This is a genomic window from Ancylobacter vacuolatus (genome assembly GCF_030813595.1).
Classification (GTDB): Bacteria; Pseudomonadota; Alphaproteobacteria; order Rhizobiales; family Xanthobacteraceae; genus Ancylobacter; species Ancylobacter vacuolatus.
The window spans coordinates 80,095-104,040 of record NZ_JAUSUH010000011.1 but is presented as its reverse complement, the minus strand read 5'-3'; the positions used below and the strand labels follow the sequence as shown (position 1 = coordinate 104,040).

The following is a 23,946-nucleotide window of genomic DNA, read 5'->3' as shown; positions in this document are numbered from 1 at the left end:
TGGCGAGAAAGCGCTTGACCTGGAGTGCGCTCCAGCACCTAGACCCATGAGCGTCGTAACATTCGAGACAGAGATGAAGATCGGCGAACTGGCCCGGCGCACGGGATTGAGCATGGACACGATCCGCTATTACGAGCGCATCGGCCTGCTCCCGCGCGCCGACCGGAACGCGGCGCGCCAGCGCGACTATGACCCGTCCATCCTCACCTGGATTGCTTTTCTCCGGCGGCTGAAAACCACGGGAATGCCGATCCGCGACATGGTGCGCTATGCCGCGCTGCGGGCGCAGGGTGAGGAAACCGCCGCCGCGCGCGGTGCGTTGCTCACGCATCATCGCGCGGTGGTACAGGCGCATGTGGACGAGCTTCACGCCTGCCTGGATGTCCTCGACACCAAGATCGCCGGCTATGCCGGCGCCAACCGTGAGGACGTGAACCATGACCCCGACGATCAACGCCCCGGCCCCGCGCCCGACGCCGAACGCCGACAGTGACACCAATGCCCGCTACGCGGCCGGATGGGCGGCGCTGGCGCGGATCGACGGCGAGGCCGGCACCCGAGTGGTGGACCAGCTGAGCGACATCGCCCCGGATTTCGGTCGGCTGCTGATCGAGTTCCCCTTCGGCGACATCTACACCCGCCCGGGGCTGGACCTGCGCCTGCGCGAGGTGGCGACCATTGCCGCGCTCGCCGCGCTGGGCAATGCCGCGCCGCAGCTGAAAGTGCATATCGAGGCCGGGCTGAATGTCGGCCTCAGCCGTGAGGAAATCATCGAAATCCTCATGCAGATGGCCGTCTATGCCGGCTTCCCCGCCGCCCTCAACGGGTTGTTCGCCGCCCGCGAGGTGTTTGTGGCGCGTCCGGCCTGACGGCGCTCAGTCCCGCGTCCAGGCCTTGAAATGCTTGGAGAGCTTCAGCCCCTGCGCCTGGTAGTTGGAGCCGAGGCCCTCGCCATAGAGGGTGCGCGGGCGCTCCAGCATGGTCTCATAGACGAGGCGGCCGACGATCTGGCCGTCCTCCAGGATGAACGGCACCTCGCGCGAGCGCACTTCCAGCACGGCGCGGGCCCCTCGCCCGCCGGCGGCGTCATGGCCGAAGCCGGGATCGAAGAAGCCGGCATAATGCACGCGGAACTCGCCGACCAGCGGGTCGAACGGCACCATCTCCGCCGCATGGCTGGGCGGCACATGCACCGCCTCCTTGGAGGCGAGGATGTAGAAGGCGTCCGGGTCCAGCACCAGTTCGCGCCGGCCGCGCGTCACCAGCGGCTCCCAGAAATCCTCGACCTCGCAGGCGGCGCGGCGGTCGACATCGATCACCCCGGTGTGGCGCTTGGCGCGGAAGCCGAGCAGCCCGCCAAATCCCTCGCCCGAGAGATCGACGCTGACCGCGATGCCGCCGCCGGCGACATCGGCGAGCGGGGCGTCGACCAGCCGCTCACTGGCGTTGAGCGCGGCGATGCCGGCCTCGTCGAGGCGCGCGTCGCCGCGCCGGAAGCGGATCTGCGACAGGCGCGAGCCCTGCCGCACCAGGATCGGGAAGGTGCGCGGGCTGATTTCCAGATAGAGCTTGCCGGCATAGCCGGCGGGCACGATGTCGAAGGCGCGCGAGCGATCGGCGATGACGCGGGTGAACACGTCGAGCCGGCCGGTGGAGCTTTTCGGGTTGGCGGAAGCGGCGATGTCGGCGGGCAGCGCCAGCGCCTCTTCCAGCTCGACCAGATAGACGCAGCCGGTTTCCAGCACCTCGCCGCCGGTCAGGTCCAGCTGGTGCAGGCCGAGCCGGGTGAGGCGGTCCGCCACCGTCTCGTTCGGGCCGGGCAGGAAGCTGGCGCGGATGCGCCAGGCGACCGGGCCGAGCCGCAGATCGAGGCTGGCGGGCTGCACCTGGTCGGCATCGAAGGGGCGAGCGGTGCGGATGGCGCCGCGCGCGGCCAGCGCCTCGATGGCGTGGCCGGGCAGGATGCCCGCGCCGGCCAGCCCGGATGTCGCCGTGCCCGAAACTGTCATGCCGTTCTCGGCCACGCGCGCCGCTCCGCTGATGATGGCTGTTCACTTGTGCCGTTGGCTTTACCGGACGGGCCGGTAAGAGCCAAGTGCGGCTTGACGGCACCTCTGGCCTGGGAGTAAGCGAAAAGCACGACGTGGTCATTTGAGCCGGCCGGCTTGCCGCCACGCTAAACAAGGTTGCTAAACAGGCCGGGGCCGCGCGACATGACGCGCGGGCGACCCCGGTTGATGCGAGAGACCGGAGCCGCAGATGACCGAGACACCCAAGCTTTCCGCCGCCGACATCGCCCAGCTGCGGCCCGAGACCCGCCTCGTGCAGGGGGGCATCCTGCGCTCGCCCTTCGGCGAGACGGCGGAGGCGCTCTACCTCACCCAGGGCTATGTCTATGAGAGCGCCGAGCAGGCCGAAGCCCGCTTCAAGGGCGAGGACCCCGGCTTTATCTACACCCGCTATTCCAACCCGACGGCGGCGATGTTCGAGACCCGCCTCGCGCTGCTGGAAGGCGCGGAAGTGGCGCGCGGCACCGCCTCGGGCATGGCGGCGGTCACCGCCTCGCTGCTGTGCCAGCTCAAAGCCGGCGACCATGTGGTGGCGGCGCGGGCGCTGTTCGGCTCCTGCCGCTATGTGATCGAGGAATTGCTGCCGCGCTTCGGCGTCACCTCGACGCTGGTCGACGGCACTGACCTTGCGGCCTGGAAGGCGGCGGTGCGGCCGGAAACGAAGGTGTTGTTCCTGGAGAGCCCGACCAACCCGACGCTGGAACTGGTCGACATCGCCGCGGTGGCGGAGATCTCCAAGGCGGCCGGCGCCTGCCTGATCGTCGACAATGTGTTCGCCACCCCGATGCTGCAGAGCCCGCTGGCGCTGGGCGCCGATGTGGTGGTCTATTCCGCCACCAAGCATATTGACGGGCAGGGGCGGTGCCTCGCCGGCGTGGTGCTGTGCTCGGAGAAGTTCCTCACCGATCATCTGCAGACCTTCCTGCGCCAGACCGGCCCGTCGATCTCGCCCTTCAACGCCTGGGTGATGCTGAAGGGGCTGGAAACGCTGCCGCTGCGGGTCGAGCGCTCGCAGGCCAGCGCGGCGCTGCTGGCGGACCGGATGGCCGAGCTGCCGGGGATCACGCGGGTGATCTATCCCTACCGCGCCGACCACAAGCAGTATGAGCTGGCGATCCGCCAGATGCGGGGCGGCGGCACGCTGGTGACCTTCGAGGTCGAGGGCGGCAAGGCCGGGGCGTTCCGCTTTCTCAATGGGCTGAAACTGGCGCGGATCTCCAACAATCTCGGCGATGCCAAGAGCCTCGTCACCCACCCCGCCACCACCACGCACCAGCGCTTCAGCCCCGAGGCGCGGGCCGAGATGGGCATTTTCGACGGCATGGTGCGGCTCTCGGTCGGGCTGGAGCATGTCGACGACCTCACCGACGACATCACCCGCGCGCTGCAGGCGGTGTGAGCTGGGGTATCGGGCGGCGGTGCACAAACGCAGGCGTGAAGCCCCGCCGCCTTGCCCTCTCCGGGCAAAAGCCTTTCAGTAGTGGCACTTGAGCGATTCGGGAGGCGCAGGGGAGCGGGCATGTATCGGGCGACGACGAAAGGCGTGCAGGTGACGGTGACGCCGCGCTTCGCACCCGAGCGCTCCGATCCCGAGCGTAGCCAGTATTTCTGGGCCTATACGGTCGAGATTCTCAATCTCGGCGTCGATACGGTGCAGCTCAAATCCCGCCACTGGGTCATTACCGACGCGCTCGGCCGGGTGCAGGAAGTGCGCGGGGCCGGGGTGGTGGGCGAACAGCCGGTGCTGCCGCCCGGCGGGCATTTCGAATACACCAGCGGCGTGCCGCTGCCGACCTCCACCGGCATCATGGAAGGCAGCTACAGCCTGGTGACGACGGCCGGCGAGGGTTTCGAGGCCGCGGTGCCGGCCTTCTCGCTCGATGTGCCGGGCGAGGCCCGCACGCTGAACTAAGCGGGTGGCGGCGCGCGCTTGGCGCTTCCGGCCCTGCGGCGAAGCAGCTATGGTGGCGGCAGCTTCCACGCCGTGAGCTTCCCGCCGCGCCGAACGGTCTTCTGATCCCGTGATCGACTTTCGCCCGATCGCCGCCATTCTCGGCGTCCTGCTCGCCATTCTCGGCACGATGATGATGATTCCGGCGCTGGTCGACCTCGTCGCCGGCCGGGGCGACTTCCTCGCCTATACCGCCTCCTCCGTCATCACCGTGTTCGTCGGCCTGTCGCTGTGGCTGGCCGGCCGCTCGGGCGAGGTGGAGCGGCTGTCGCTGCGCCAGGCCTTCGTGCTCACCACGCTGAGCTGGGTCCTGCTTTCCGCCTTCGCCGCGATCCCGTTCATGTGGGCGGAGAGCGACCTGTCGCTGGCCGACGCCTATTTCGAGGCGATGAGCGGGCTGACCACGACTGGCGCGACGGTGATTGGCGGCCTCGACAAGCGCCCGCCCGGCCTGCTGATCTGGCGCGCCTTCCTGCACTGGTATGGCGGCATCGGCATCATCGTCATGGCGATCGCGCTACTGCCGATGATGCAGATCGGCGGCATGCAGCTGTTCCGCGCCGAATCCTCCGACAAATCGGAAAAGATGCTGCCGCGCGCGGCGCAGATGGCCAAGGGCATCCTCGCCTCCTATCTCTTCCTCACCTTCGCCTGCGCGCTCACCTATGCCTTTTGCGGCATGAGCGTGTTCGACGCCGTCGCCCATGCGATGGCGACGATCTCTACCGGCGGCTTTTCCACCCACGACGCCTCGATCGGCTATTTCAACAGCCCGGCGATCGAATATGCCGCCATCTTCTTCATGCTCTCCGGCTCGCTGCCCTTCGTGCTCTATGTGCGCGTGCTGGCCGGCGACTTCAGCCGCGTGCTGGCCAATCCGGAGGTGCGGCTGTTCCTGTCGCTGGTGGCGCTGTTCACGGTGATCTCCACCATTCAGCAGGTGGGCGGGCAGATCAACCAGGGCGAGACGGCGCTGCGCAACGGCCTGTTCAATGTGGTGTCGATCATGTCCACCACCGGCTTCGTCGCCGACGACTACACCAATTGGGGCCCGCCGACCGAGGCGCTGTATTTCATCGTTCTGTTTCTGGGGGCCTGCACCGGGTCCACCGCCGGCGGCATGAAGAGCTTTCGTATCGCCATTCTCGGCTCGGCGCTGAAACAGCATCTCCGGCGCGTCATCTATCCCAACGGGGTGTTTCCCGTGCTCTATGGCGGCAAGCCGATCGGTGACGATGTGGTGGCCTCGGTGCTCTCCTTCGCCTTTCTCTACCTCACCACCTTCCTGCTGATCGGCATCGCCATCAACGTGCTGGGGTTTGACCTCATCACCTCGTTCTCCGCCTCGATCACCGCCCTGGCCAATGTCGGCCCCGGCCTCGGCCCGGTGGTGGGCCCGGCGCAGAACTTCGCCAGCCTGCCGGACAGCGTGATCTGGCTCCTGTCGCTGGGCATGCTGGTGGGGCGGCTGGAACTGTTCACCGTTCTCGTGCTCTTCCTGCCGAGTTTCTGGCGGCGCTAGTTGGGCGCTGCAGCATAACCCGGTATGCTGGCGCTCACTTCGCGACGGGGATTCTCCATGCTGGCCGTACGTACGACGACCGAGGAACTTCTGGCCTATCTGGTCGCTTTCGACACGACGAGCCGTAATTCCAATCTCGACCTCATCGCCTTCGTGCGCGATTACCTCGCGGCGTTCGGCGTCGAGAGCGTCATCGTGCCGAGCGAGGCCGGCGACAAGGCCAGCCTGTTCGCCACGATCGGCCCGGCCGGTGTCGGCGGCGTGTGCCTTTCCGGCCATTCCGACGTGGTGTCGGTGGACGGCCAGCCCTGGAGCACCGACCCCTTCACGCTGACGCCGCTCGATGATCGCGTTTATGGCCGCGGCGCCTGCGACATGAAGGGCTTTCTCGCCTGCTGCCTTGCCATGGTGCCGCAAATGGTGGCGGCGCCGCTGGCGACGCCGATCCATCTGCTGGTGTCCTATGACGAGGAGATCGGCTGCACCGGCGTGGTGCCGGCGGTGCGCCGGCTGGGGGTGGACCTGCCCTTGCCGCGCGCGTGCATTGTCGGCGAGCCGACCTCGATGCGGGTGGTGGACGCGCACAAATCCGGCTTCGCCTATCTCACCACCGTTACCGGCCGGGAGGCGCATTCCTCCATGCCGCAGCTGGGGGCCAACGCCATTTTCGCCGCCGCCGCGCTGATCGGCGAGCTCGACCGCATCCGCGCCGAGCTGATCGAGGCCGGCGATCCCACCGGCCGCTTCGACCCGCCCAGCACCACCGTGCAGGTGACTGTCGTGAATGGCGGCACCGCCGGCAACATCGTGCCGCGCCAATGCGCCATCCGCTGGAATGTGCGCGGCTTGCCGGGCTTCGACGAGGACGCGCTGCTGGAGCGCTTCGAGCGCTTCGGCCGCGAGAAGGTGCTGCCCGGCCTGCTGGAGACCGCGCCGGACGCGGCGATCACCACCGATTTCATCTACAAGGTGCCGCCGCTGGCGCCTGAAACCGGGTCAGAAGCCGAACTTCTGGCGCTGCGCCTCGCCGGCCAGAACCGCACCTATACGGTGGCCTATGGCACTGAGGGCGGGCATTTCCAGGCGCAGGGCATTCCCACCATCATCTGCGGGCCGGGCTCGATCGACCAGGCGCACAAGCCGGACGAATATATCGAAATCAGCCAGCTGCGCGCCTGCGAGCGGTTTCTCGCCGGGCTCATCGCGGAGTGCGTGGGGTAGGGGGCAAGGTCCCTCGGCGCGCAGCGCCGCATCTGACGGCCAAGCCGTGGATCCCCGGGCCCAGCCCGGGGATGAGGTTGTGCGGGAGGGACCGGGCGCTTCAGCCCTGCGCCGCGGCGTCGCTGTCGCCGGAGCCGTCCTCAGCGACGTCGACGATCTCCTCGGCCTTGAAGTCGTAGGTGCGGCCGCAGAATTCGCAGGTGACGGCGATCTTGTCGTTTTCGACCAGGCTGGTGCGCTCTTCCGGCGTGAAGCTGGCGAGCACGTTCATCACCCGGTCGCGCGAGCAGGAGCATTTGGCGACCACGTTTTCGGTCTCGAACACCCGCACGCCGCGCTCGTGAAACAGCCGGAACAGCAGCCGCTCGCTGGACAGATCGGCGTCGACCAGCTCGACATCCTCCACCGTGCCGACCAGCGACAGCGCCTCGACCCAGGAATCGTCCTCCTCCGTCTCGGGAAGATCGGTGCCTTCCGGGGCATCGCCGGGATGCAGGTCGACCGGGCGCACCCGCCCGCCCTCGGTGGGCAGGAACTGCACCATCAGCCCGCCGGCGCGCCAGGAGGAGGGCGCCCCGCCCGGGCGCATCTCCTCCGCCACGGCGAGGCGCACGCGGGTGGGGATCTGCTCCGACTGGGTGAAATACTGGTGCGCGGCGGCTTCCAGCCCGCCGCCTTCCAGCGCGACGACGCCCTGGTAGCGGTTGACGCTCAGCCCCTGGTCGATGGTCATGGCGAGATGGCCATGGCCGAGCAGCGCGCCGCTGTCGAAGCCGGCGCCGGCGGGAAGGCCGGCCTGCATCGCCTGCAGCCGCTCCAGATCGAAGCGGGCATAGGCGCGCACATCGTGCGGGGCGGTGAAATCCACCACCAGCAGGTCGACCGGCCCGTCGGTGCGGGTCTGCAGGATGAAGCGGCCCTGGATCTTCAGCGTCGAGCCGAGCAGCACGGTGAGCGCCACCGCCTCGCCCAGCAGGCGTTTGACGGCGGCGGGGTAGTCATGATGGGCGAGCACGGCGTCGAGGCTGGTGCCCAGACGCACGACGCGCCCGCGCACATCGAGCCCGTCGATGTGGAACGGGGTGACGCGGTCATCGACCGCGCGCGGATCGGGCCCACGGGGGGCGGGGGAGGGGGAAGCGGAATGTGTTGTCATGTCGCCCGCCCATATAGGAGCGCGAGGGGAACTCTGCGAGGGGCCGCCGCGTTCGGGCATGCGGCGCGGCCCGCCCCTGCCGTGGCAGGGTAGGCCTTCCGTGTCGGCTCAGCCGGCGGCGCCTTCCAGGCACCAGGCGAGGATGCCCTTCTGCGCGTGCAGCCGGTTCTCCGCCTCGTCGAACACCACCGATTGCGGGCCGTCCATCACCTCGTCGGTGACTTCCTCGCCGCGATGGGCCGGCAGGCAGTGCATGAACAGCGCGTCCGGCGCCGCCCGGCGCATCAGCGCGCCATTGACCTGGTAGGGCTTGAGCAGATTGTGCCGGCGCTCGGCCTCGGCGTCGCCCATCGACACCCAGGTGTCGGTGACGACGCAGTCCGCCCCCTCCACCGCCGCCTCGGCGGCGTGGCCGAAGCTCACCTTGGCGCCGGTCTCGCGCACCCAGTTCACCAGCGCCGGGCGCGGGGAAAGCTCCGGCGGGGTGGCGACGTTCAGCGCGAAGTCGAAGCGCTGGGCGGCATGCACCCAGGACACCAGCACATTATTGGCGTCGCCGGTCCAGGCGACGGTGCGACCCGTGATCGGCCCGCGATGCTCCTCGAAGGTGAGCACATCGGCCATCACCTGGCAGGGATGGGATTCGCGCGTCAGCCCGTTGATGACAGGCACGGTGGCGTGCGCGGCCAGCTCGGCCAGCGCGGCGTGGTCGAGGATGCGGATCATGATCGCGTCGACATAGCGCGAGAGCACGCGGGCGGTGTCGGCGATGGTCTCGCCGCGCCCGAGCTGCATCTCGGCGCCGGTCAGCATGAGGGTCTCGCCGCCGAGCTGGCGCATGGCGAGGTCGAAGGAAATGCGTGTGCGGGTGGAGGGCTGGTCGAACACCATCGCCAGAACTTTGCCGGCGAAAGGCTTCTCCAGCGCCACTTCGCGCCGACGGCTCTTGAGGTCCTTCGACAGTTCCATCACCGCGCGCAGATCCCCGGCCGGCAGCTGGTCGAGGTCGAGGAAATGCTTCACGGTGCCTGGATTCATCGCGTTCATGCGGCCGCTCCCTTTGCGGTATCGGCCTTCAGGCCCTGCTCGATCCGCGCACAGGCGGCGTCGAGCTTCTCGAACGCCGCGTCGATCTCGGCATTGCCAATGGTCAGCGGCGGCAGCAGGCGCACCACATTCTCCGCCGCCGAGGGGGCGAGCATGCCCTCGGCCCGCATGGCGGCGATGAGGTCGGTGTTCGGCACCACGGTGCGCAGGCCGAGCAGCAGCCCCTCGCCGCGCACTTCCGCGATCACCAAGGGGTGGCGGTCCTTCAGCTCGGCGAGGCGCTGGCGCAGCCGGGTGGAGGTGGCGAGCACGCGCTCGAAGAAGCCCTCTTCCAGAACCACATCGAGCACCGCATTGGCGACGCTCATGGCCAGCGGGTTGCCGCCATAGGTCGAGCCATGGGTGCCCGCCGTCATGCCCTTGGCCGCCTCCTGCGTGGCGAGGCAGGCGCCGACCGGGAAGCCGCCGCCAATGCCCTTGGCCACCGCCATGATGTCAGGCGTGATGCCGGCCCATTCATGGGCGAAGAACTTGCCGGTGCGCCCGACGCCGCACTGCACCTCGTCGAGGATGAGCAGCATGCCGTGTTCGTCGCACAGCGCCCGCAGCTCGCGCAGGAAGGCCCAGGGGGCCGCGCGCACGCCGCCCTCGCCCTGCACCGGCTCGATGAGGATGGCGCCGGTCTCGGGGCCGATCGCCGCCTTCACCGCGTCGAGATCGCCGAACGGCACCTGGTCGAAGCCGGGCATGGCCGGGCCGAAGCCCTCCAGATATTTCGGGTTGCCGCCGGCGGCGATGGTGGCGAGCGTGCGGCCGTGGAAGGCGCCCTCGAAGGTGATGATGCGGGCGCGCTCGGGCCGGCCATTCGCGGAATGGTACTTGCGCGCCATCTTGATGGCGCATTCCAGCGCCTCCGCCCCGGAATTGGTGAAGAACATCGTGTCGGCGAAGGTCGCCGCGACAAGGCGCGCGGCCAGGCGCTCGCCGCCCTCGATGCGGAAGAGATTGGACAGGTGCCAGAGCTTGCCGGCCTGCTCGGTCAGCGCCGCCACGAGATAAGGATGGGCATGGCCGAGCACGTTCACCGCGATGCCGGCGGTGAAGTCGAGATAACGCTCGCCGTCCTTGGTGTACAGCCAGGCGCCTTCGCCCCGCTCGAAGACGAGGTCGACACGGTTATAGGTCGGCAGGATCGGGGTGATCACCGCGCCCCTCCCTCTCTCAAGCTTGCGGCGCCCCTGATCGGCCTGCGCCTGCCCCAAAACGAAACGTGCCGCCCTTGCGGGGGCGGCACCCGATGGCGGCAATTCTATCTATTGGGGACGTGTGGTCAATATTAGGCCGGCCTTGCGGGCGCGAATTGCCGCCGGGCCTTGCGGGCGGCGCGCGCTATTCCTGCTCGGCCTCGAAGATCCACCTTGGCACGCGGATTGATCGACATCTTCACTGAGAGCGGGATGCACCCCCCCCCCACACCCGTCGCCACGGCAAAAGGCAATGGCCGAGCGTGTCGTACAAACCGGAAGAAATCCGTTGAGTTCCCACGCTCACGCATGGCTGATGTGCGCCGGAATGCTAAAGGTTGCCCCGGCGCCCGCGAGCAGGGCGCTGCCAAGTGCTTGATGCGACTCTCGTTCACAGGGGAGTGTTGCAGCGCGGACTCTAGCTGGGGAAAACGATCGTTTCGGCCCTGAACCTACTCGCCCCGAGTCCGCGCATATTGTAGCATCCCCCCAGTGAGATACGACATCTCGTGCGGCGGCAATTCCCTGGTGGCGTTTGCGGGCGTTGGCTTCGGCAAGTTGACTTGCCGAAGGGGTGAGGGATTCCGCCTCCCGGTCGGCACGAAGGAGGCCATGCAATGAACTGGACGGACGAGCGCGTCGAGCTGCTCAAGAAACTCTGGTCGGAAGGACTCTCGGCGAGCCAGATCGCGGCGGAACTCGGCGGCGTGACCCGTAACGCGGTCATCGGCAAGGTGCATCGGCTTGGCCTTTCCGGCCGCGCCAAGGCAGCCGCCTCGCCGGCACCCCGTCCTCGCAAGCCGCGTCCCGCCGCCACCACCCAGGTCATGCGGCCGATGGTGCAGGGCAACACGGCGCTGGCGCCTGTTGTCGAGACGGTGACGGCGCCGGAGCCCGAGGTCGCGGCCGACCCGATCGCCAAGGTGATCCCGATGGGCGGGGGCTGCACCATTCTCGACCTGACCGAGTTCACCTGCCGCTGGCCGGTCGGCGACCCCGGCAAGGGCGATTTCCACTATTGCGGCAGCCGCTCCAAGACCGGCCTGCCCTATTGCGCCTATCACGCCCGCATCGCCTATCAGCCGGTGCAGGACCGCAACCGGCGCCGCCTCGCGCGCTGAGGCGCGCCCGCATCGCCTGACGGGCGGGCGAAGGACGAGGCTGGCGCCTGCGTGCCAGCCGGTGCCATAATTGGGACCAACTTTCCCGGCCCGGTCGTTTCATGCTCTTCCGCGCCCTCACCTCCGCCCGACGCAAGACACCGGCCGCGCCTGAGCCCGGCCATTTCACGCTGCGGCTGACGGCCGAGGAGGTCGTCGTCCAGCTGCGCCGTAACCCGCGCGCCCGGCGCTACACGCTGCGGGTCCGGGCGGCGACGCGCGACGTGATGCTCACCCTTCCTGCACGCGGCACGCTGCCGGAGGCGCTGGACTTTGCCCGCCGCCATGCCGGCTGGGTGGAGGTGCGCCTCGCCCGCCTGCCCCAGGCGGTGCTCTTCGCCCCCGGCGCGCTCCTGCCGCTGCGCGGCACCCCGCACCGCATCGTCCATCGGCCCGACGCGCGCGGCACGGTGTGGACCGGCAGCGAGGACGGCGAGTTCATGCTCTTTGTCGCCGGCGATGGCGCGCATGTGGCGCGGCGGGTGGGCGATTTCCTCAAGCGCGAGGCGCGGCGCGATCTGGTCGAGGCGGCCCAGCGCCATGCCCGCGCGCTGGGTGTCAGCCTCGCCCGCGTCACCCTGCGCGACACGGCGAGCCGCTGGGGCTCCTGCTCCAGTGCCGGCGCGCTTTCCTTCTCGTGGCGGCTGATCCTCGCCCCGCCCTCGGTGCTGGATTATCTCGCCGCCCATGAGGTGGCGCACCGGCGCGAGATGAACCACGGGCCGCGCTTCTGGGCGACGGTGGACGCGCTGTTCCCCGAACGCCACGCCGCCGAGGCCTGGCTGAAGAAGCACGGCGCCGGCCTGCACCGCTACGGGGCGGGCGACTGACATAGGCGCGCCCGCGCCGCGTCACGCCCGGGGATGACGTTGAGCGCGGCCGGGATGACGAGAGAACTACCCGCCTCAGCCACTTCCGAACAGCTTGTCGAGCAGCCAGTTGTCGAGGCTCGGGCGCGGGGCGGCGGGGGCGCGCTGCGGGCCGCCGGTGACAACCGGCTCCTCCGGCACCACGCCGGGCGGCAGCTGGCCGCCGGCGACGGGGGCAGCAAGGTCGGTGCCGGGCAGGGCGACGACCGGCTGGTCCTTATGCGCCACCTTCATCACCTGGCTCCAGATGTCCACCGGCAGGCCGGAGCCGCCGGCTTTCTTGGTCGGCGATGAATCGTCATTGCCGAGCCAGACGCTGGTGACGAAGCGGCCGGTATAGCCGACGAACCAGGCGTCGCGGTAATCCTGGCTGGTGCCGGTCTTGCCGGCGGCGGGCCAGCCCGGCAAATCGGCGCGGCGGGCGGTGCCGATGGTGAGCACGTCCTGCAGCATGCGGTTCATCATCGCCACATGCGGCGGCGCCATCACCAGGCCGCGCCCGGCCTCGGCATAGGCGTAGAGCAGGGTGCCGCTCTTGTCGCGCACCCGCTCGATGATGTGCGGCGTGACGCCGACGCCGCCATTGGCGAAGGGCGCATAGGCGCTTGCCATCTCCAGCACCGACACCTCGGACGTGCCGAGCGCGATCGAGGCGTTGGGCTCCAGCTTGGAATGGATGCCGAGGCGGTGCGCGGTCTTCACCACCTCGTCCGGCCCCACTTCCAGCGCCAGCCGCACCGAGACGGTGTTGAGCGAGAGCGCCAGCGCGGTCTTCAGGTCCACCGCGCCGCGATATTCGCGCGAGAAATTCTCCGGCTTCCAGCCCTTGAGCTGGATCGGCGCGTCGGCGCGCACGGTCTCGGGCGTCAGGCCGCGCTCCATCGCGGTGAGATAGACGAAGGGCTTGAACGAGGAACCGGGCTGCCGGCGCGCGGTGACGGCGCGGTTGTACTGGCTCTCCTCATAGGAGCGCCCGCCGACCAGCGCCCGCACCCCGCCGCCCGTGTCCATCACCACAAGCGCGCCCTGCTCGACGCCCAGCTTCTTGCCTGATTTCGCCAGCGCGTCCTTCAGCGCCTTGTCGGCGGCGCTCTGGAGGGCGGGGTCGATGGTGGTCTGGACGATCAGGTCCTGCGTCACCGGGCCGACCAGCGTCTTCACCTGCTCCAGCACCCAGTCGGCGACATAGCCGTAGGAATCCGGCCCCTGCGCCTTGGCGACGGTGGCGGGCCGGGCCAGCGCGGTCTGGCGCATTTCCGGCGTGATGAATCCGGCCTCCTGCATCGCGCCCAGCACCACTTCCGCCCGGGCCTGCGCGCCCTCCAGATTGCGGGTGGGGGCGAGCGCCGAGGGGGATTTGACCAGCCCGGCGAGCATGGCGGCCTGCGAGAGCGACACCTGCCGCGCCGACACGCCGAAATAGCGCTGCGCGGCGGCTTCCACCCCATAGGCGCCGGCACCGAAATAGACGCGGTTCATATAGAGTTCGAGGATCTCGTTCTTGGAGTATTTGGCCTCCAGCCACAGCGAGAGAATGAGCTCCTGCACCTTGCGCGAGAGGGTGCGCTCCTGGGTGAGGAACAGGTTCTTGGCCAGCTGCTGGGTCAGGGTCGAGCCGCCCTCGCGCAGCCGCCCCTGGGTGAGGTTGACCACCACCGCGCGGGCCAGGCCCAGCGGGTCGAGGCCGAAATGAGAGTAGAAGCGCCGGTCCTCGATCGCCACAAAAGCCTGCGGCAGATAGGGCGGCAGCGCCCGCAGCGGCACATTGGTGCCGCCCATCTCGCCGCGCGTGGCAATCGCCTGCCCGTCCGCGCCCTGGATGATGACGGTGGGCGGGCGGTCGGGAATGGCCAGATTCTGGATCGGCGGCAGTTGGCTGGCCTCGTAGAAGATGAGGCCGGCGAGCCCGATCACCCCCCACAGGCCGAGCACCACGCCCCAATAGACCAGCCGGCCCAACAGGCCGCGCCTGGGCTTGCGGCGGCGCCCGCCGCCGCGGCCGGTGTCGCGATTGCGTCGGTCATCGCGGTCCCGGTCACGGCTGCGGCTGCTGCGGGCCCTGCGCGGCTCGTCCTCGTAATCGGCCTCTTCCGCGTCGGACCAGTCGTCATGTCGGTTGCGGCGGCTGGACTGCGCCGGCGGACGCGGCGTGGGCAGCGCTTTCGGAGGCGCCTTGCGCGGGGTGCGGGCGCGCTCGCGCTCCAGCGGGGCGGTCGGAATCGTCGGGCGGTCGTCGGCATTCAGGCGCAGGTCGCCGTCGAAGCCGGGCGTGCCCAGCACCGGTTCGCGTCTCTCCCTGTCGCCGCGTCGTCCGAACATGAACCTCCGCCCCCGAGGGCACCTGATGTTGAGCCGGTAAACGAACTCTAAATCAGGGCTTTTAAGCGGGGGTTAAGGGGCCATTTCGGGAAGGGGCCTCACGCCGCATTGGCCTCGTCGTCGGCGTCGAGCACCTGCAGCAAAGCGCGGCGGATGGCGGAGTGGCGGGCGGCGCCCATGATCTTCGCCCCCATCAGGTCGGTGACGTAGAACACGTCCACCGCCCGCTCGCCGAAGGTGGCGATATGGGCGGAGGCGATGTTGAGGTTGAGCCGCGAGAGCGTCTGCGTCAGCCCGTAGAGCAGGCCCGGCCGGTCGAGCCCGGACACCTCGATCACGGTGTGGCGGTTCGACCAGGAATTGTTGAGCGTGACCTCGGGCTCGACAGTGAAGGCGCGCGGGCGCTTCGGGATGCGGCGGGCCACCACCTCGGGGAGCTTGATCTCGCCGGCCAGTGCCTTCTCGATGGCGCCGGCGATGCGGTCGGCGCGGCGCACCTCGTCCTCGTCCTGCTCGAAGGCGCGGGTCAGCGAGATGGTGTCGAGCGCCCGCCCATCCGTGGTGGTGCTGATCTGGGCGTCGACAATGTGCGCCCCGGCGCTGGCGCAGGCGCCGGCGATCACCGCCAGCAGCTTGGGATGGTCGGGCGCGAAGACGGTGAGCTCGGTGATGCCGCGCTTGGGGTCGGTCTTGGCGCGGGTGGCCAGCGCCTTGCCCCGTTCCTCGGTCTCGCGGATGAAGCGGGCATGCTCCATCTGGTGCGTGCGGTCGGTCTGCAGCCAGTAGGTGGGGTAGTGGCGCCCCATATAGGCGTCGAGCGCGGCGGCATCCCAATCGGTGAGGGCGGTACGCAGCTCGGCCTGGGCGCGGGCGACGCGCAGATTGCGGTTGCTCTCCGAGAAGCCGCCGGTGATGACAGGCTCGGTCTCGTGATAGAGCGTGCGCAGCAGCTGCGACTTCCAGTTGTTCCACACCCCCGGCCCGACGGCGCGGATATCGGCGGTGGTGAGGATGAGCAGCAGCTTCATCCGCTCCAGATTCTGCACCACGGCGGCGAAGTTCTCGATCGTCTTGCGGTCGGAGAGGTCGCGCGACTGGGCGATGGTCGACATGGTGAGGTGCTGTTCGATCAGCCAGGCCACCGTGTCGGTGTCGACCGGGCTGAGGCCGAAGCGCGGGCACAGCCGGCGGGCGACGCGGGCGCCGGCGGTGGAATGGTCCTCCGGCCGGCCCTTGGCGATGTCGTGCAGCAGCACCGCGATATAGAGCAGCTGGCGGTTCTTGATCGTCGGCATCAGCTCGTTGGCGAGGCCGTAATCGGGCCGGTCGCCGCGCTCGATGCGCGAGAGCGCGCCGATGGAGCGGATGAGGTGCTCGTCCACCGTGTAGGAATGATACATGTTGAACTGCATCATCGCGACGATGCGGCCGAATTCCGGGATGAAGCGGCCGAGCACGCCGGTTTCGTTCATCCGCCGCAGCACGATTTCCGGGCTCTCCTTCGAGCACAGGATCTCGACGAACAGCCGGTTGGCCTCCGGGCTCTCGCGCAGCGTGTGGTCGATCAGCTTGAGCGAGCGCGTGGCGAGGCGCATCGCGTCGGGGTGGAAGTTCAGCCCGTGCTTGCCGGCGAGATGGAAGATGCGGATGAGATTGAGCGGATCGCGGCCGAAGGCGCTGGCATCGGCGACATTGATCCGGTCATTGTCGACGATGAAATCGGCGCTTTCCTTCAGCGTGCGCCGGCCCGAGCGGCGCAGCCGGGCGATCATCCGGTCGAGACGCGGCACCGGCTTGTCGTGGCGCTCTTCCAGCGCGGCGGAGACAATGGCGGTGAGATCGCCGACGTCCTTCGCCACCAGGAAATAGTGCTTCATGAAGCGCTCGACATCCTTCAGCCCGGGATGGGCGAGGTAGCCGAGGCGCTCGGCCATTTCGCGCTGCAGGTCGAAGGACAGGCGCTCCTCCGCCTTGCCGGTGAGAAAGTGCAGGTGGCAGCGCACCGACCAGAGGAAGTTCTCGCAGCGGCGGAAGATCTTGGCTTCTTCCGGCGTGAACACGCCCTTGGCCACCAGTTCGCGCGTCTCATGCACGCGGTAGACATATTTGGCGATCCAGAACAGCGTGTGCAGGTCACGCAGGCCGCCCTTGCCGTCCTTCACATTGGGCTCGACGACATAGCGCGACTGGCCGGCGCGCTTGAGCCGCTCTTCGCGCTCGTTCAGCTTGGCGGCGACGAATTCCACCGCCGTGCCCTGCACCACGTCCTTGTCGAAGCGCTCGACCAGCTCGTCGAACAGCTTGCGCTCGCCGATCAGCAGCCGCGCTTCCAGCAGCGAGGTGCGGATGGTCATGTCGCCGCGCGCCTGGCGGATGCACTCGTCGACCGAGCGCGTGGCATGGCCGACCTTCAGCCCCATGTCCCACAGCACATAGAGAATGGCCTCGGCGACGCTCTCGCCCCAGGCGGTCTGCTTGTAGGGCAGCAGGAACAGGATATCGGTGTCCGAGCCCGGCGCCATCAGCCCGCGGCCATAGCCGCCGACGGCGACGATCGCCATGCGCTCGGAGGTGGAGGGGTTGTCGGAGGGGTAGAGCGTCTTCACCGCCAGCTCGTGCACCAGCGTGATGATCTCGTCCTGCAGCCGCGATAGCCGCTCGGCGCAGCGCCGGCCGGAGCCTTCCACCATCAGCCAGCGCTCGGCGACCTGGTGGCCGTGCTGATAGGCGGCCTTCAGTCGACGCGCCAATTGCGTGCGCAATTCGATCTCGCGGCCGGGTTGTCCCCGCCCAAGCACCTCGCGCGCCAGCGCGCCGAGCTCGACGCGCATGGCGTCGATGTCGAACAGGTCCTTGAAGGGATGGTCGGGGCGGCGGCGGGGTTCGGTCATGGCGGGGTCCGGCTGGTCGGATACCCGCTTTACCCGATCCGGCGCGCGCCGTCATCGTGCGCTGCCATAGGCAAAAACGAGACCTGCCCGGCGCGAGGGCCGGGCCAGGTCCTTGAACGAGACATGCCCGGCGCGAGGGCCGGGCAAGGTCCTTGAACGAGACCTGCCCGGCGCGAGGGCCGGGCAAGGTCCTTGAACGAGTCCTGCCCGGCGCGAGGGCCGGGCAAGGTCCTTGAACGAGACATGCCCGGCGCGAGGGCCGGGCAAGGTCCTTGAACGAGACATGCCTGGCGCGAGGGCCGGGCAAGATCCTTGAACGAGACATGCCCGGCGCGAGGGCCGGGCAAGATCCTTGAACGAGACATGCCCGGCGCGAGGGCCGGGCAAGGCCCTTGAACGAGACCTGCCCGGCGCGAGGGCCGGGCAAGGTCCTTGAACGAGACATGCCCGGCGCGAGGGCCGGGCATGTCCATCCTGACGGCACGGCTGGCGCCGGCGGTCGCTAGGCGAGGGCCGCGCGCGGCGGCCGAACCGTTAGGGGCTGGATCAGTTGGTGGTGGTCGTGGTGGCGCCGGTGCTGGGCGTCTCCGCGCGGGCCTGCTCCAGGCTCTTGAACTCCGGCGCCGCGTTCAGCTCTTCCTTGGTCAGCGTGACGACTACCTTCTCGCCATCATCGGTCGGGGTGGCGGTCAGCGAGTCGAAGGACACCGCAACCGGCTTGGCGCCGAGGCCAAGGAAGCCACCGACATCGATCACCACGGCGACGATGCTGCCATCGCGCTCGACGAGCACGTCGCTGATCGAGCCGAGCTTCTCATCGCTGGACGTGACCACTTCAGTGCCGGTCAGGTCCGAGCCGAGCCACTGGCCCGAGCTCTGCGCGCTGACGAATTTCGGCATGGCCGGGGTCGCCATCGCCGAGGTTGCGGGGGCGGCGCTATCGGTGGTGCCGGGGGTGGGAGTGGTCGCGGGCATCTCGGAAGCCGGGGCCTGCGGATTGCCGGCATCCGGCTGCACCGGGCTGGCGGCCGGCGGCGTGGTGGTCTGGGGAGCCGGGCTCTGGGCGAAGGCAACCGCCGGGGCGAGCGCCAGTGCAGCGGCGGCGGTGAGTGTCGCAAGCTTGCTGGTCATCGTCTTCTCCGTCGTGGTTCAAGATTTCTTAAGTCAGGTCGATCGTTCAACCGTCTGTAGAAAAAACGAAATACCTTGCCAGAAGTTCCGACGATTTTTCAATTTGCGTCGAGAGGTATATAGTTAAGAGTACGTCAGCCCCGACTGATCATCGAGGCATCGGCGACGCAGACCGTCAGCTCCTCAGTCGATAGACTGGACTTCGTCACGCCCAGCGCCGAGAGGCAGCCCTTGGGGGTCCGCGTGGCGCGGCTCGGCGTCACCGGGGCCGGCTCGGGCAGATTGTTGACGATGGCCCTTGCCGGCGTCGCGGCGGGCGCGGGTGCGGGCGCGCGGGCCGGCACGGTCACCCTCGGAGCGGGGGAGGCGGCCGCCGGGCGCGGCGCGCTATCCAAGCGCGAGGCCTTGGCGGTGCGGTTGACGAGATGCGACTGCATTGCGCCGGTGCCGGGCCCGAAGGCGTCGATCGCCATGGCCTGGGGGGCCAGCCGCGTCATCGAGCCGGTGGCGAGGGCGCCGGCGGTGAGCGGCACCATGAGCGCGACGCCGGTGACGGCGCCGATAAGATAGGCGGAACCCTTGAAGATGCTGTCGATGCCCGTCATCACGGCTTCCCCTTCCGGCTGGTATCCGCAGGCAGCCGCCATCGGCAGGGCGACGTGAACCACGCCGCCGCCGGAGCTTGTCCGCAGACGTTTGCTTCGGTGAAATCTCGCGGCGACCGTGTCGCCGCCTTCTTAAGGTTAATGCGCGGGAAGGGATCGCGTTCCCGCCCGCGATCACGTTTTCGCGCGCGGGCGGAGAAGGCGTCGCCGAGGAAACCGTCGCGGAAGGGCCGGACCGGTGCGCTCAGCGGTCCGGGATCAGGTGGTTCTCGGGCACGCTGACGGTGCAGACGAGGCCGGAGGGCGCGAAGTCGAGCTCGACCGTTCCATCAAGAGCGCGCGCCAGATTGCGCTCGATCACCAGCGAACCGAAGCCACGCCCGGCCGGCTTGGTGACGGGCGGCCCGCCGCGCTCGTGCCAGGCCAGCTCGAAACCACCGCCGGCCTCCGGCGTGCGCCGCGCCCAGGTGATATCAACATGGCCGGTCGGCACCGATAGCGCGCCATATTTGGCGGCATTGGTGGACAGTTCGTGAATGGCGAGGCCGATATTCTGCGCCGCTTCCGGCTTGAGGAAGAGGTTCGGCCCCTTAATGGTGAACTGGCTGTTCTCGCGGTCGAGATGGTGGCCGAGCTGGGAGCGCACCATGTCGGCGAGCGAGGCGCCATACCAGCTCTCCTGCACCAGAAGGTCGTGCGACTTGGACAGCGCCTGCAGCCGGGCGCTGAAGATTTCCACGAAACCGTCAATCGAGCCGGCATGGCGGGCGGTCTGCCGCGCCATGGCCTGGATCACCGCCAGCAGGTTCTTCGAGCGGTGGGTCAGTTCGCGCATGAGAAGGCGCAGATGCTGCTCATTCTCCTTGCGCTCGGTGACGTCGACGGCGGCGCCGGTCAGCCCCACCGTGGTGCCGGCGAGATCGCGCAGCGGATCGATATGGATGTCGTACCAGCATTTGCGGCCGGCCTCCTCGATCTCGATCTCGCCCTTGCGCGAGGATGAGGTGGCCAGCGCCTCGCGCTTCAAAAGGGTCAGCGCCTGCGCCTGTGCCTCGCCGAGCAGGTCGGCATCGCTGGAGCCGAGCACCTGCTCGACCGGAAAGCCGAAGAGCGGCTTGCTGACCGAGGTGTAGCGAAGCTCGCGATCCTGGGTGAAGATCGCGACATTGGAGCCGCGCAGCGCCATCTCATAGCGCTGCAGGGCGGTGGCCAGCTCCAGCGTCAGCCGGCGTTGCTCGCTCACCGCGTGGCGCGGCGTCGGCATGTCGAGCAGCGCCGCGTAGTTCGACCACAGCGCCACCGCCCCGAGCAGGTTCAGCAGGCCGATGCCCAGCCGCACCGCCGTCGGCGCCATCGGGAAGGTGTCGCCGGTGTCGAAGATGACGAGCAGCGACAGCAGGCCGAACATCAGCACCAGGGTCGCCAGCAGCAGACCCAGGAGCCGCGTGCGCAGGGAAAGATTGCGGCGCACGTGCAGCAGCCGCACGAGCCCCACGAAAATCGCCAGCGACGACAGGACCGTGATCCAGCGTGCCGCGTTGTCGACGAAAGCGATGTCAGGCAGGGGCATTTATCTGCGCTCAGGCGGTGGCGCGCTGCTCCCGGGGGCGGGCGCGTCGCTCGAAGAACAGCGCCTGGCTGATCACGGCGGCGACGGTCGACGGCTGGAACGGCTTGGCGATCAGGAAGGCCGGCTCGGGGCGGACGCCGGTGAGGAAGCGCTCGGGATAAGCTGTTATGAAGATGACCGGGACTTCGGTCTTCTCGATCAGCTCGTTCACCGCGTCGAGCCCGGACGAGCCATCGGCCAGCTGGATATCGGCGAGGATCAGGCCGGGCGCCTTGCGGCGGGCCAGGTCCACCGCCTCGGTGTGGGTGCGGGCGATGCCGGTGACGCGGTGGCCAAGGCCTTCCACGAGGCCTTCCAGATCGAGCGCGATGAAGGGCTCGTCCTCGATGATGAGCACGTCGGTGGCGATTTCGGCCGCCAGTTCGCGCCCGGCATCTTCCACCAAATTGCGCAGGGTCGGCACGTCGATCTCAAGGATGCTGGCCGCCTCCTCCTCCGAGAACCCTTCAAGGGACACGAGAAGAAAGGCCTGCCGCACCACCGGCGTGATGTGGCCGAGACGGCGTTCGCCCTGCAGCGGGGCGGGGGCGGCGTCCACCTGCGCGTTCAGGGTCACCGAATCCCACAGGCGGGTGAGCAGGCTGTAGAGCGCCACGCGGGGATCCACGGTCCGGTCGAGCGTGCCGGGATCGGCGATAAGGGTCTCGAGCATGGCCGTGACATAGGCGTCGCCAGCCGATTGGCTGCCACTGAGTGCGCGCGCATAGCGGCGCAGAAAGGGCAGGTGCTGCGCGACAAGTTGAGAAGTGCTCACTCGCGTCTCCCCGAAGCTGCATGTGTGAAGCGCCTGATAACGCATCATGGACCGATCGGTTCCGGGGTAGGCGAAAAATTTATGCGTCACATCGACAATTGGCCGGAACCGTTTCGCAACTGGCCCGTTGTGACTGCGTATGTAGCGACGGAGCCAACTCCTCTCGACCATTCCGGGGGCTCAATGTCGGGAAAGAAACTGATGAGTGACGATCATTCCGAGAGCGCGTCCGCTGCGGCGGGTGGGCTCTCCTCGCATCATGAAGGCGGTAAGGAAACCGTCCTCGGCAGCGATATCCAGGCTAAGATCGGCCAGCATCTGCGGGCCATGTATGACGACGTGGTGCGCCAGGGCGTGCCGGACCGGTTCATGGACCTGCTTTCCAAGCTCGACAAGGCGGACCCCACGTCCGGCGAGGGCGGAGGGCGCAAGTGAGCAGATTCGATCCGACATTGCGCGACGAGATCATCGCAGCCATTCCCAACCTGCGAGCCTTCGCCATATCGCTGTCGGGCAGCGTCGACCGCGCCGATGACCTTGTGCAGGAGACGCTTCTGCGCGCCTTCGCCAATATTTCCAGCTTCCGGCCGGGGACCAACCTGCCGGCCTGGCTCTTCACCATCCTGCGCAATTTGTTCCGCTCGGAATACCGCAAGCGCCGGCGGGAAGTGCCTGATTCCGATGGGGCGTTCGCCGCCACGCTGACCAGCAATCCCGACCAGAACACCCATCTGGATTTCGAGGATTTCCGCGCCGCCCTCGAACAGCTGCCTTCCGACCAGCGCGAGGCGCTGGTGCTGGTGGGCGCCTCCGGCTTTTCCTATGAGGAAGCCGCCGACATCTGCCAATGCGCGGTGGGCACCATCAAGAGCCGGGTGAACCGGGCACGCAAGCGCCTTGGGGAAATGCTGGCGCTGGACGATGCCAGCGATTTCGGTCCCGACAAGACCACGCGGGCGGTTCTTGCCGCCGAGCGCACCTGAGCGGCGGCACTGTCGACGCACGCACCCGCCTTATTCCGACGACCGAGCCCTTAAAAGACATTCCAGTTCAGCTCGCGCCCCTCACGCGAGGACGCCCCCGGTTTGCCGCCGGGGGCGTCTTGCGTTCAGCTCGCGCCCCTGATGCGAGAACGCCCCCGGTTTGCCGCCGGGGGCGTCTTGCGTTCGGTGCCGATCCGGCTGCGCGCCTGGTCAGGGCGCCCGGCCGCGTCGCATGAAGCCGAATACCGCCGACACCAGGAACAGGATGATGGCGACGAAAAAGATGATCTTGGCGATCTCGATGGCGGTTCCGGCGATGCCGCCGAAGCCGAGAACGGCGGCGATCAGAGCCACCACGAGAAAGGTCAGCGCCCAACCCAGCATGTAAGCCTCCACGTCGTTTCGCGGCATGCGCCGCGTCGCGGGGTAAACCGTTCAGACCGGCGACAGTTCCGCCCGCGCTGCAGGAGAGTGAGCCGGGCCTCCGCCAGATGTGGCGATCTGTCTGTTTGCCAGCCCACGCGCGTGTAGGATGGTGGTCCATGAGGGCGTCGGTGAAGGTAAATGCATATGAGTGTCAGGGCGAAAATTAGGCCTTTTATTCCAGATGTCATTGTTCAGTGGAAACGGAAGAGATTTCCTAGTGAAATAAGTGCTTATGAATTTTCTTATACGGACGTGGAAGATGTTCACAATGATATTGCACGTAAATATGATTATAAAGGGGATTTGCTGAGATATTTCTCAGATAATGAAGCGGGTGTTGTTCATAAGTGGCATCATTACATTCCATTATACGATAGATATTTTTCCCCGTTTCGAGGGAGTAGAGTAAGATTTCTGGAGATAGGCGTCAGCAAGGGCGGAAGCTTGCAGATGTGGCGTAAGTATTTCGGCCCTGACGCCATCATCTACGGCATCGATATTGACCCCGAATGCATCAAGTATGACGGAGTCGCCGGGGCGGTCCGGATCGGGTCGCAGGATGACACGGCCTTCCTGAAATCCGTCGTCGACGAGATGGGCGGCGTCGACATCGTGCTCGACGATGGCAGCCACCGGATGAGCCATCTGCGTGTGACGCTGGAGACGCTTTTCGGCCGTTTGTCCGACGGCGGGCTCTATATGATCGAGGACCTGCACACCGCCTATTGGCGCGACTTTGGCGGAGGCTATCGCAGCCGGCGCAATTTCTTTCGCTATGTCGGCGAGGTCATCGCCGACATGCACCGCTGGTATCATCGGCACGGGGTGATCCATCCGGCGGTGAGCGAGCGCTGCACTGGCATTCACGTCCACGACTCGCTGGTGATACTTGAGAAAGGGCCGGTCTATCCGCCGGTCGCTTCCCAGATCGGCCCGGAGGCGCCGCGGCGCAGGGCGTGAGCGGATCG

The 23,946-nt window shown here is 67.9% G+C and carries 22 protein-coding genes and 1 riboswitch; of the genes, 11 read left to right on the top strand and 11 right to left on the bottom strand.

Annotation, left to right across the window (positions count from 1 at the left end; all coding sequences use genetic code 11):
• The first annotated feature begins 73 nt into the window (after nucleotides 1–73).
• Both J2S76_RS19695 and J2S76_RS19690 read left to right on the top strand, forming a co-directional pair.
• Complete coding sequence (locus J2S76_RS19695; protein WP_307063261.1) at nucleotides 74–493, top strand: MerR family transcriptional regulator; 420 nt, start codon at nucleotides 74–76, stop codon at nucleotides 491–493.
• The gene (locus J2S76_RS19690) at nucleotides 438–869 is read left to right on the top strand and encodes a carboxymuconolactone decarboxylase family protein (RefSeq protein WP_307063259.1); all 432 of its coding nucleotides are present in this window, start codon (nucleotides 438–440) and stop codon (nucleotides 867–869) included. Before J2S76_RS19695 ends, J2S76_RS19690 begins: the two co-directional genes overlap by 56 nt.
• Nucleotides 870–875: 6 nt before the next feature.
• On the opposite strand, the gene J2S76_RS19685 is transcribed toward J2S76_RS19690, so the two are convergent.
• Nucleotides 876–2,009, bottom strand: coding sequence for a 2'-deoxycytidine 5'-triphosphate deaminase (locus J2S76_RS19685; RefSeq protein ID WP_307063257.1), 1,134 nt, complete (start codon nucleotides 2,007–2,009; stop codon nucleotides 876–878).
• Between the two features lie 124 nt (nucleotides 2,010–2,133).
• Nucleotides 2,134–2,214: riboswitch (SAM riboswitch) on the top strand.
• A gap of 45 nt (nucleotides 2,215–2,259) precedes the next feature.
• Between J2S76_RS19685 and J2S76_RS19680 the strand changes: the two genes are divergently transcribed.
• From J2S76_RS19680 to argE, 4 genes are all read left to right on the top strand, one after another.
• Nucleotides 2,260–3,468, top strand: coding sequence for an O-succinylhomoserine sulfhydrylase (locus J2S76_RS19680; protein ID WP_307063255.1), 1,209 nt, complete (start codon nucleotides 2,260–2,262; stop codon nucleotides 3,466–3,468).
• Nucleotides 3,469–3,588: 120 nt separating this feature from the next.
• A complete protein-coding gene (gene apaG / locus J2S76_RS19675; protein ID WP_307063254.1) occupies nucleotides 3,589–3,981 on the top strand; it encodes a Co2+/Mg2+ efflux facilitator ApaG/CorD in 393 nt (130 codons plus the stop codon).
• Nucleotides 3,982–4,090: 109 nt separating this feature from the next.
• Nucleotides 4,091–5,542 (top strand): TrkH family potassium uptake protein, encoded by a 1,452-nt coding sequence (locus tag J2S76_RS19670; RefSeq protein ID WP_307063252.1) that lies wholly within the window; start codon nucleotides 4,091–4,093, stop codon nucleotides 5,540–5,542.
• 57 nt (nucleotides 5,543–5,599) lie between these two features.
• Nucleotides 5,600–6,763 carry an acetylornithine deacetylase gene (gene argE, locus J2S76_RS19665; RefSeq protein ID WP_307063251.1) on the top strand — a complete coding sequence of 388 codons (1,164 nt, stop codon included), beginning with the start codon at nucleotides 5,600–5,602 and terminating at the stop codon, nucleotides 6,761–6,763.
• Nucleotides 6,764–6,863: 100 nt separating this feature from the next.
• On the opposite strand, the gene J2S76_RS19660 is transcribed toward argE, so the two are convergent.
• The 3 genes from J2S76_RS19660 to J2S76_RS19650 all read right to left on the bottom strand — a co-directional run bounded on the left by J2S76_RS19660 (nucleotide 6,864) and on the right by J2S76_RS19650 (nucleotide 10,171).
• Complete coding sequence (locus J2S76_RS19660; protein WP_307063249.1) at nucleotides 6,864–7,919, bottom strand: Hsp33 family molecular chaperone; 1,056 nt, start codon at nucleotides 7,917–7,919, stop codon at nucleotides 6,864–6,866.
• Nucleotides 7,920–8,027: 108 nt separating this feature from the next.
• Complete coding sequence (gene argF / locus J2S76_RS19655) at nucleotides 8,028–8,966, bottom strand: ornithine carbamoyltransferase (protein ID WP_307063247.1); 939 nt, start codon at nucleotides 8,964–8,966, stop codon at nucleotides 8,028–8,030.
• Nucleotides 8,963–10,171 (bottom strand): aspartate aminotransferase family protein, encoded by a 1,209-nt coding sequence (locus J2S76_RS19650; RefSeq protein ID WP_307063245.1) that lies wholly within the window; start codon nucleotides 10,169–10,171, stop codon nucleotides 8,963–8,965. The genes argF and J2S76_RS19650 overlap by 4 nt, the downstream gene beginning before the upstream one ends.
• A gap of 656 nt (nucleotides 10,172–10,827) precedes the next feature.
• Between J2S76_RS19650 and J2S76_RS19645 the strand changes: the two genes are divergently transcribed.
• Entirely contained in the window at nucleotides 10,828–11,331 is a 504-nt protein-coding gene (locus J2S76_RS19645) for a GcrA family cell cycle regulator (RefSeq protein WP_307063243.1), read from the top strand.
• A 101-nt stretch (nucleotides 11,332–11,432) separates the two neighbouring features.
• Nucleotides 11,433–12,200 carry a M48 family metallopeptidase gene (locus J2S76_RS19640; RefSeq protein WP_307063241.1) on the top strand — a complete coding sequence of 256 codons (768 nt, stop codon included), beginning with the start codon at nucleotides 11,433–11,435 and terminating at the stop codon, nucleotides 12,198–12,200.
• Nucleotides 12,201–12,275: 75 nt separating this feature from the next.
• Here J2S76_RS19640 and J2S76_RS19635 read toward each other — a convergent pair whose 3' ends face one another.
• The 6 genes from J2S76_RS19635 to J2S76_RS19610 all read right to left on the bottom strand — a co-directional run bounded on the left by J2S76_RS19635 (nucleotide 12,276) and on the right by J2S76_RS19610 (nucleotide 21,569).
• Nucleotides 12,276–14,558, bottom strand: coding sequence for a transglycosylase domain-containing protein (locus J2S76_RS19635; protein ID WP_307063239.1), 2,283 nt, complete (start codon nucleotides 14,556–14,558; stop codon nucleotides 12,276–12,278).
• Nucleotides 14,559–14,656: 98 nt separating this feature from the next.
• Nucleotides 14,657–17,449: a [protein-PII] uridylyltransferase gene (locus J2S76_RS19630; RefSeq protein WP_307063237.1), complete on the bottom strand. Its 2,793-nt coding sequence runs from the start codon at nucleotides 17,447–17,449 to the stop codon at nucleotides 14,657–14,659.
• A 546-nt stretch (nucleotides 17,450–17,995) separates the two neighbouring features.
• Nucleotides 17,996–18,580: a PRC-barrel domain-containing protein gene (locus J2S76_RS19625; protein ID WP_307063235.1), complete on the bottom strand. Its 585-nt coding sequence runs from the start codon at nucleotides 18,578–18,580 to the stop codon at nucleotides 17,996–17,998.
• Nucleotides 18,581–18,714: 134 nt separating this feature from the next.
• The gene (locus tag J2S76_RS19620; protein WP_307063234.1) at nucleotides 18,715–19,185 is read right to left on the bottom strand and encodes a hypothetical protein; all 471 of its coding nucleotides are present in this window, start codon (nucleotides 19,183–19,185) and stop codon (nucleotides 18,715–18,717) included.
• A 244-nt stretch (nucleotides 19,186–19,429) separates the two neighbouring features.
• Nucleotides 19,430–20,755 (bottom strand): sensor histidine kinase, encoded by a 1,326-nt coding sequence (locus J2S76_RS19615; RefSeq protein ID WP_307063232.1) that lies wholly within the window; start codon nucleotides 20,753–20,755, stop codon nucleotides 19,430–19,432.
• A 10-nt stretch (nucleotides 20,756–20,765) separates the two neighbouring features.
• Complete coding sequence (locus J2S76_RS19610; RefSeq protein ID WP_307063231.1) at nucleotides 20,766–21,569, bottom strand: response regulator; 804 nt, start codon at nucleotides 21,567–21,569, stop codon at nucleotides 20,766–20,768.
• Between the two features lie 201 nt (nucleotides 21,570–21,770).
• Here J2S76_RS19610 and J2S76_RS19605 point away from each other — a divergent pair, with 201 nt between their 5' ends.
• Together J2S76_RS19605 and J2S76_RS19600 are read left to right on the top strand one after the other, a co-directional pair.
• A complete protein-coding gene (locus tag J2S76_RS19605) occupies nucleotides 21,771–22,004 on the top strand; it encodes a NepR family anti-sigma factor (RefSeq protein WP_307063229.1) in 234 nt (77 codons plus the stop codon).
• On the top strand, nucleotides 22,001–22,552 hold the full coding sequence (locus J2S76_RS19600; protein ID WP_026221278.1) for a sigma-70 family RNA polymerase sigma factor: 552 nt from the start codon (nucleotides 22,001–22,003) through the stop codon (nucleotides 22,550–22,552). Before J2S76_RS19605 ends, J2S76_RS19600 begins: the two co-directional genes overlap by 4 nt.
• Nucleotides 22,553–22,762: 210 nt before the next feature.
• Here the strand turns inward: J2S76_RS19600 and J2S76_RS19595 are convergent, their stop codons facing one another.
• A complete protein-coding gene (locus J2S76_RS19595) occupies nucleotides 22,763–22,936 on the bottom strand; it encodes a DUF1328 domain-containing protein (protein ID WP_018389091.1) in 174 nt (57 codons plus the stop codon).
• Nucleotides 22,937–23,116: 180 nt separating this feature from the next.
• Here J2S76_RS19595 and J2S76_RS23200 point away from each other — a divergent pair, with 180 nt between their 5' ends.
• The gene (locus J2S76_RS23200) at nucleotides 23,117–23,938 is read left to right on the top strand and encodes a class I SAM-dependent methyltransferase (protein WP_370874797.1); all 822 of its coding nucleotides are present in this window, start codon (nucleotides 23,117–23,119) and stop codon (nucleotides 23,936–23,938) included.
• The last annotated feature ends 8 nt before the right edge of the window (nucleotides 23,939–23,946 follow it).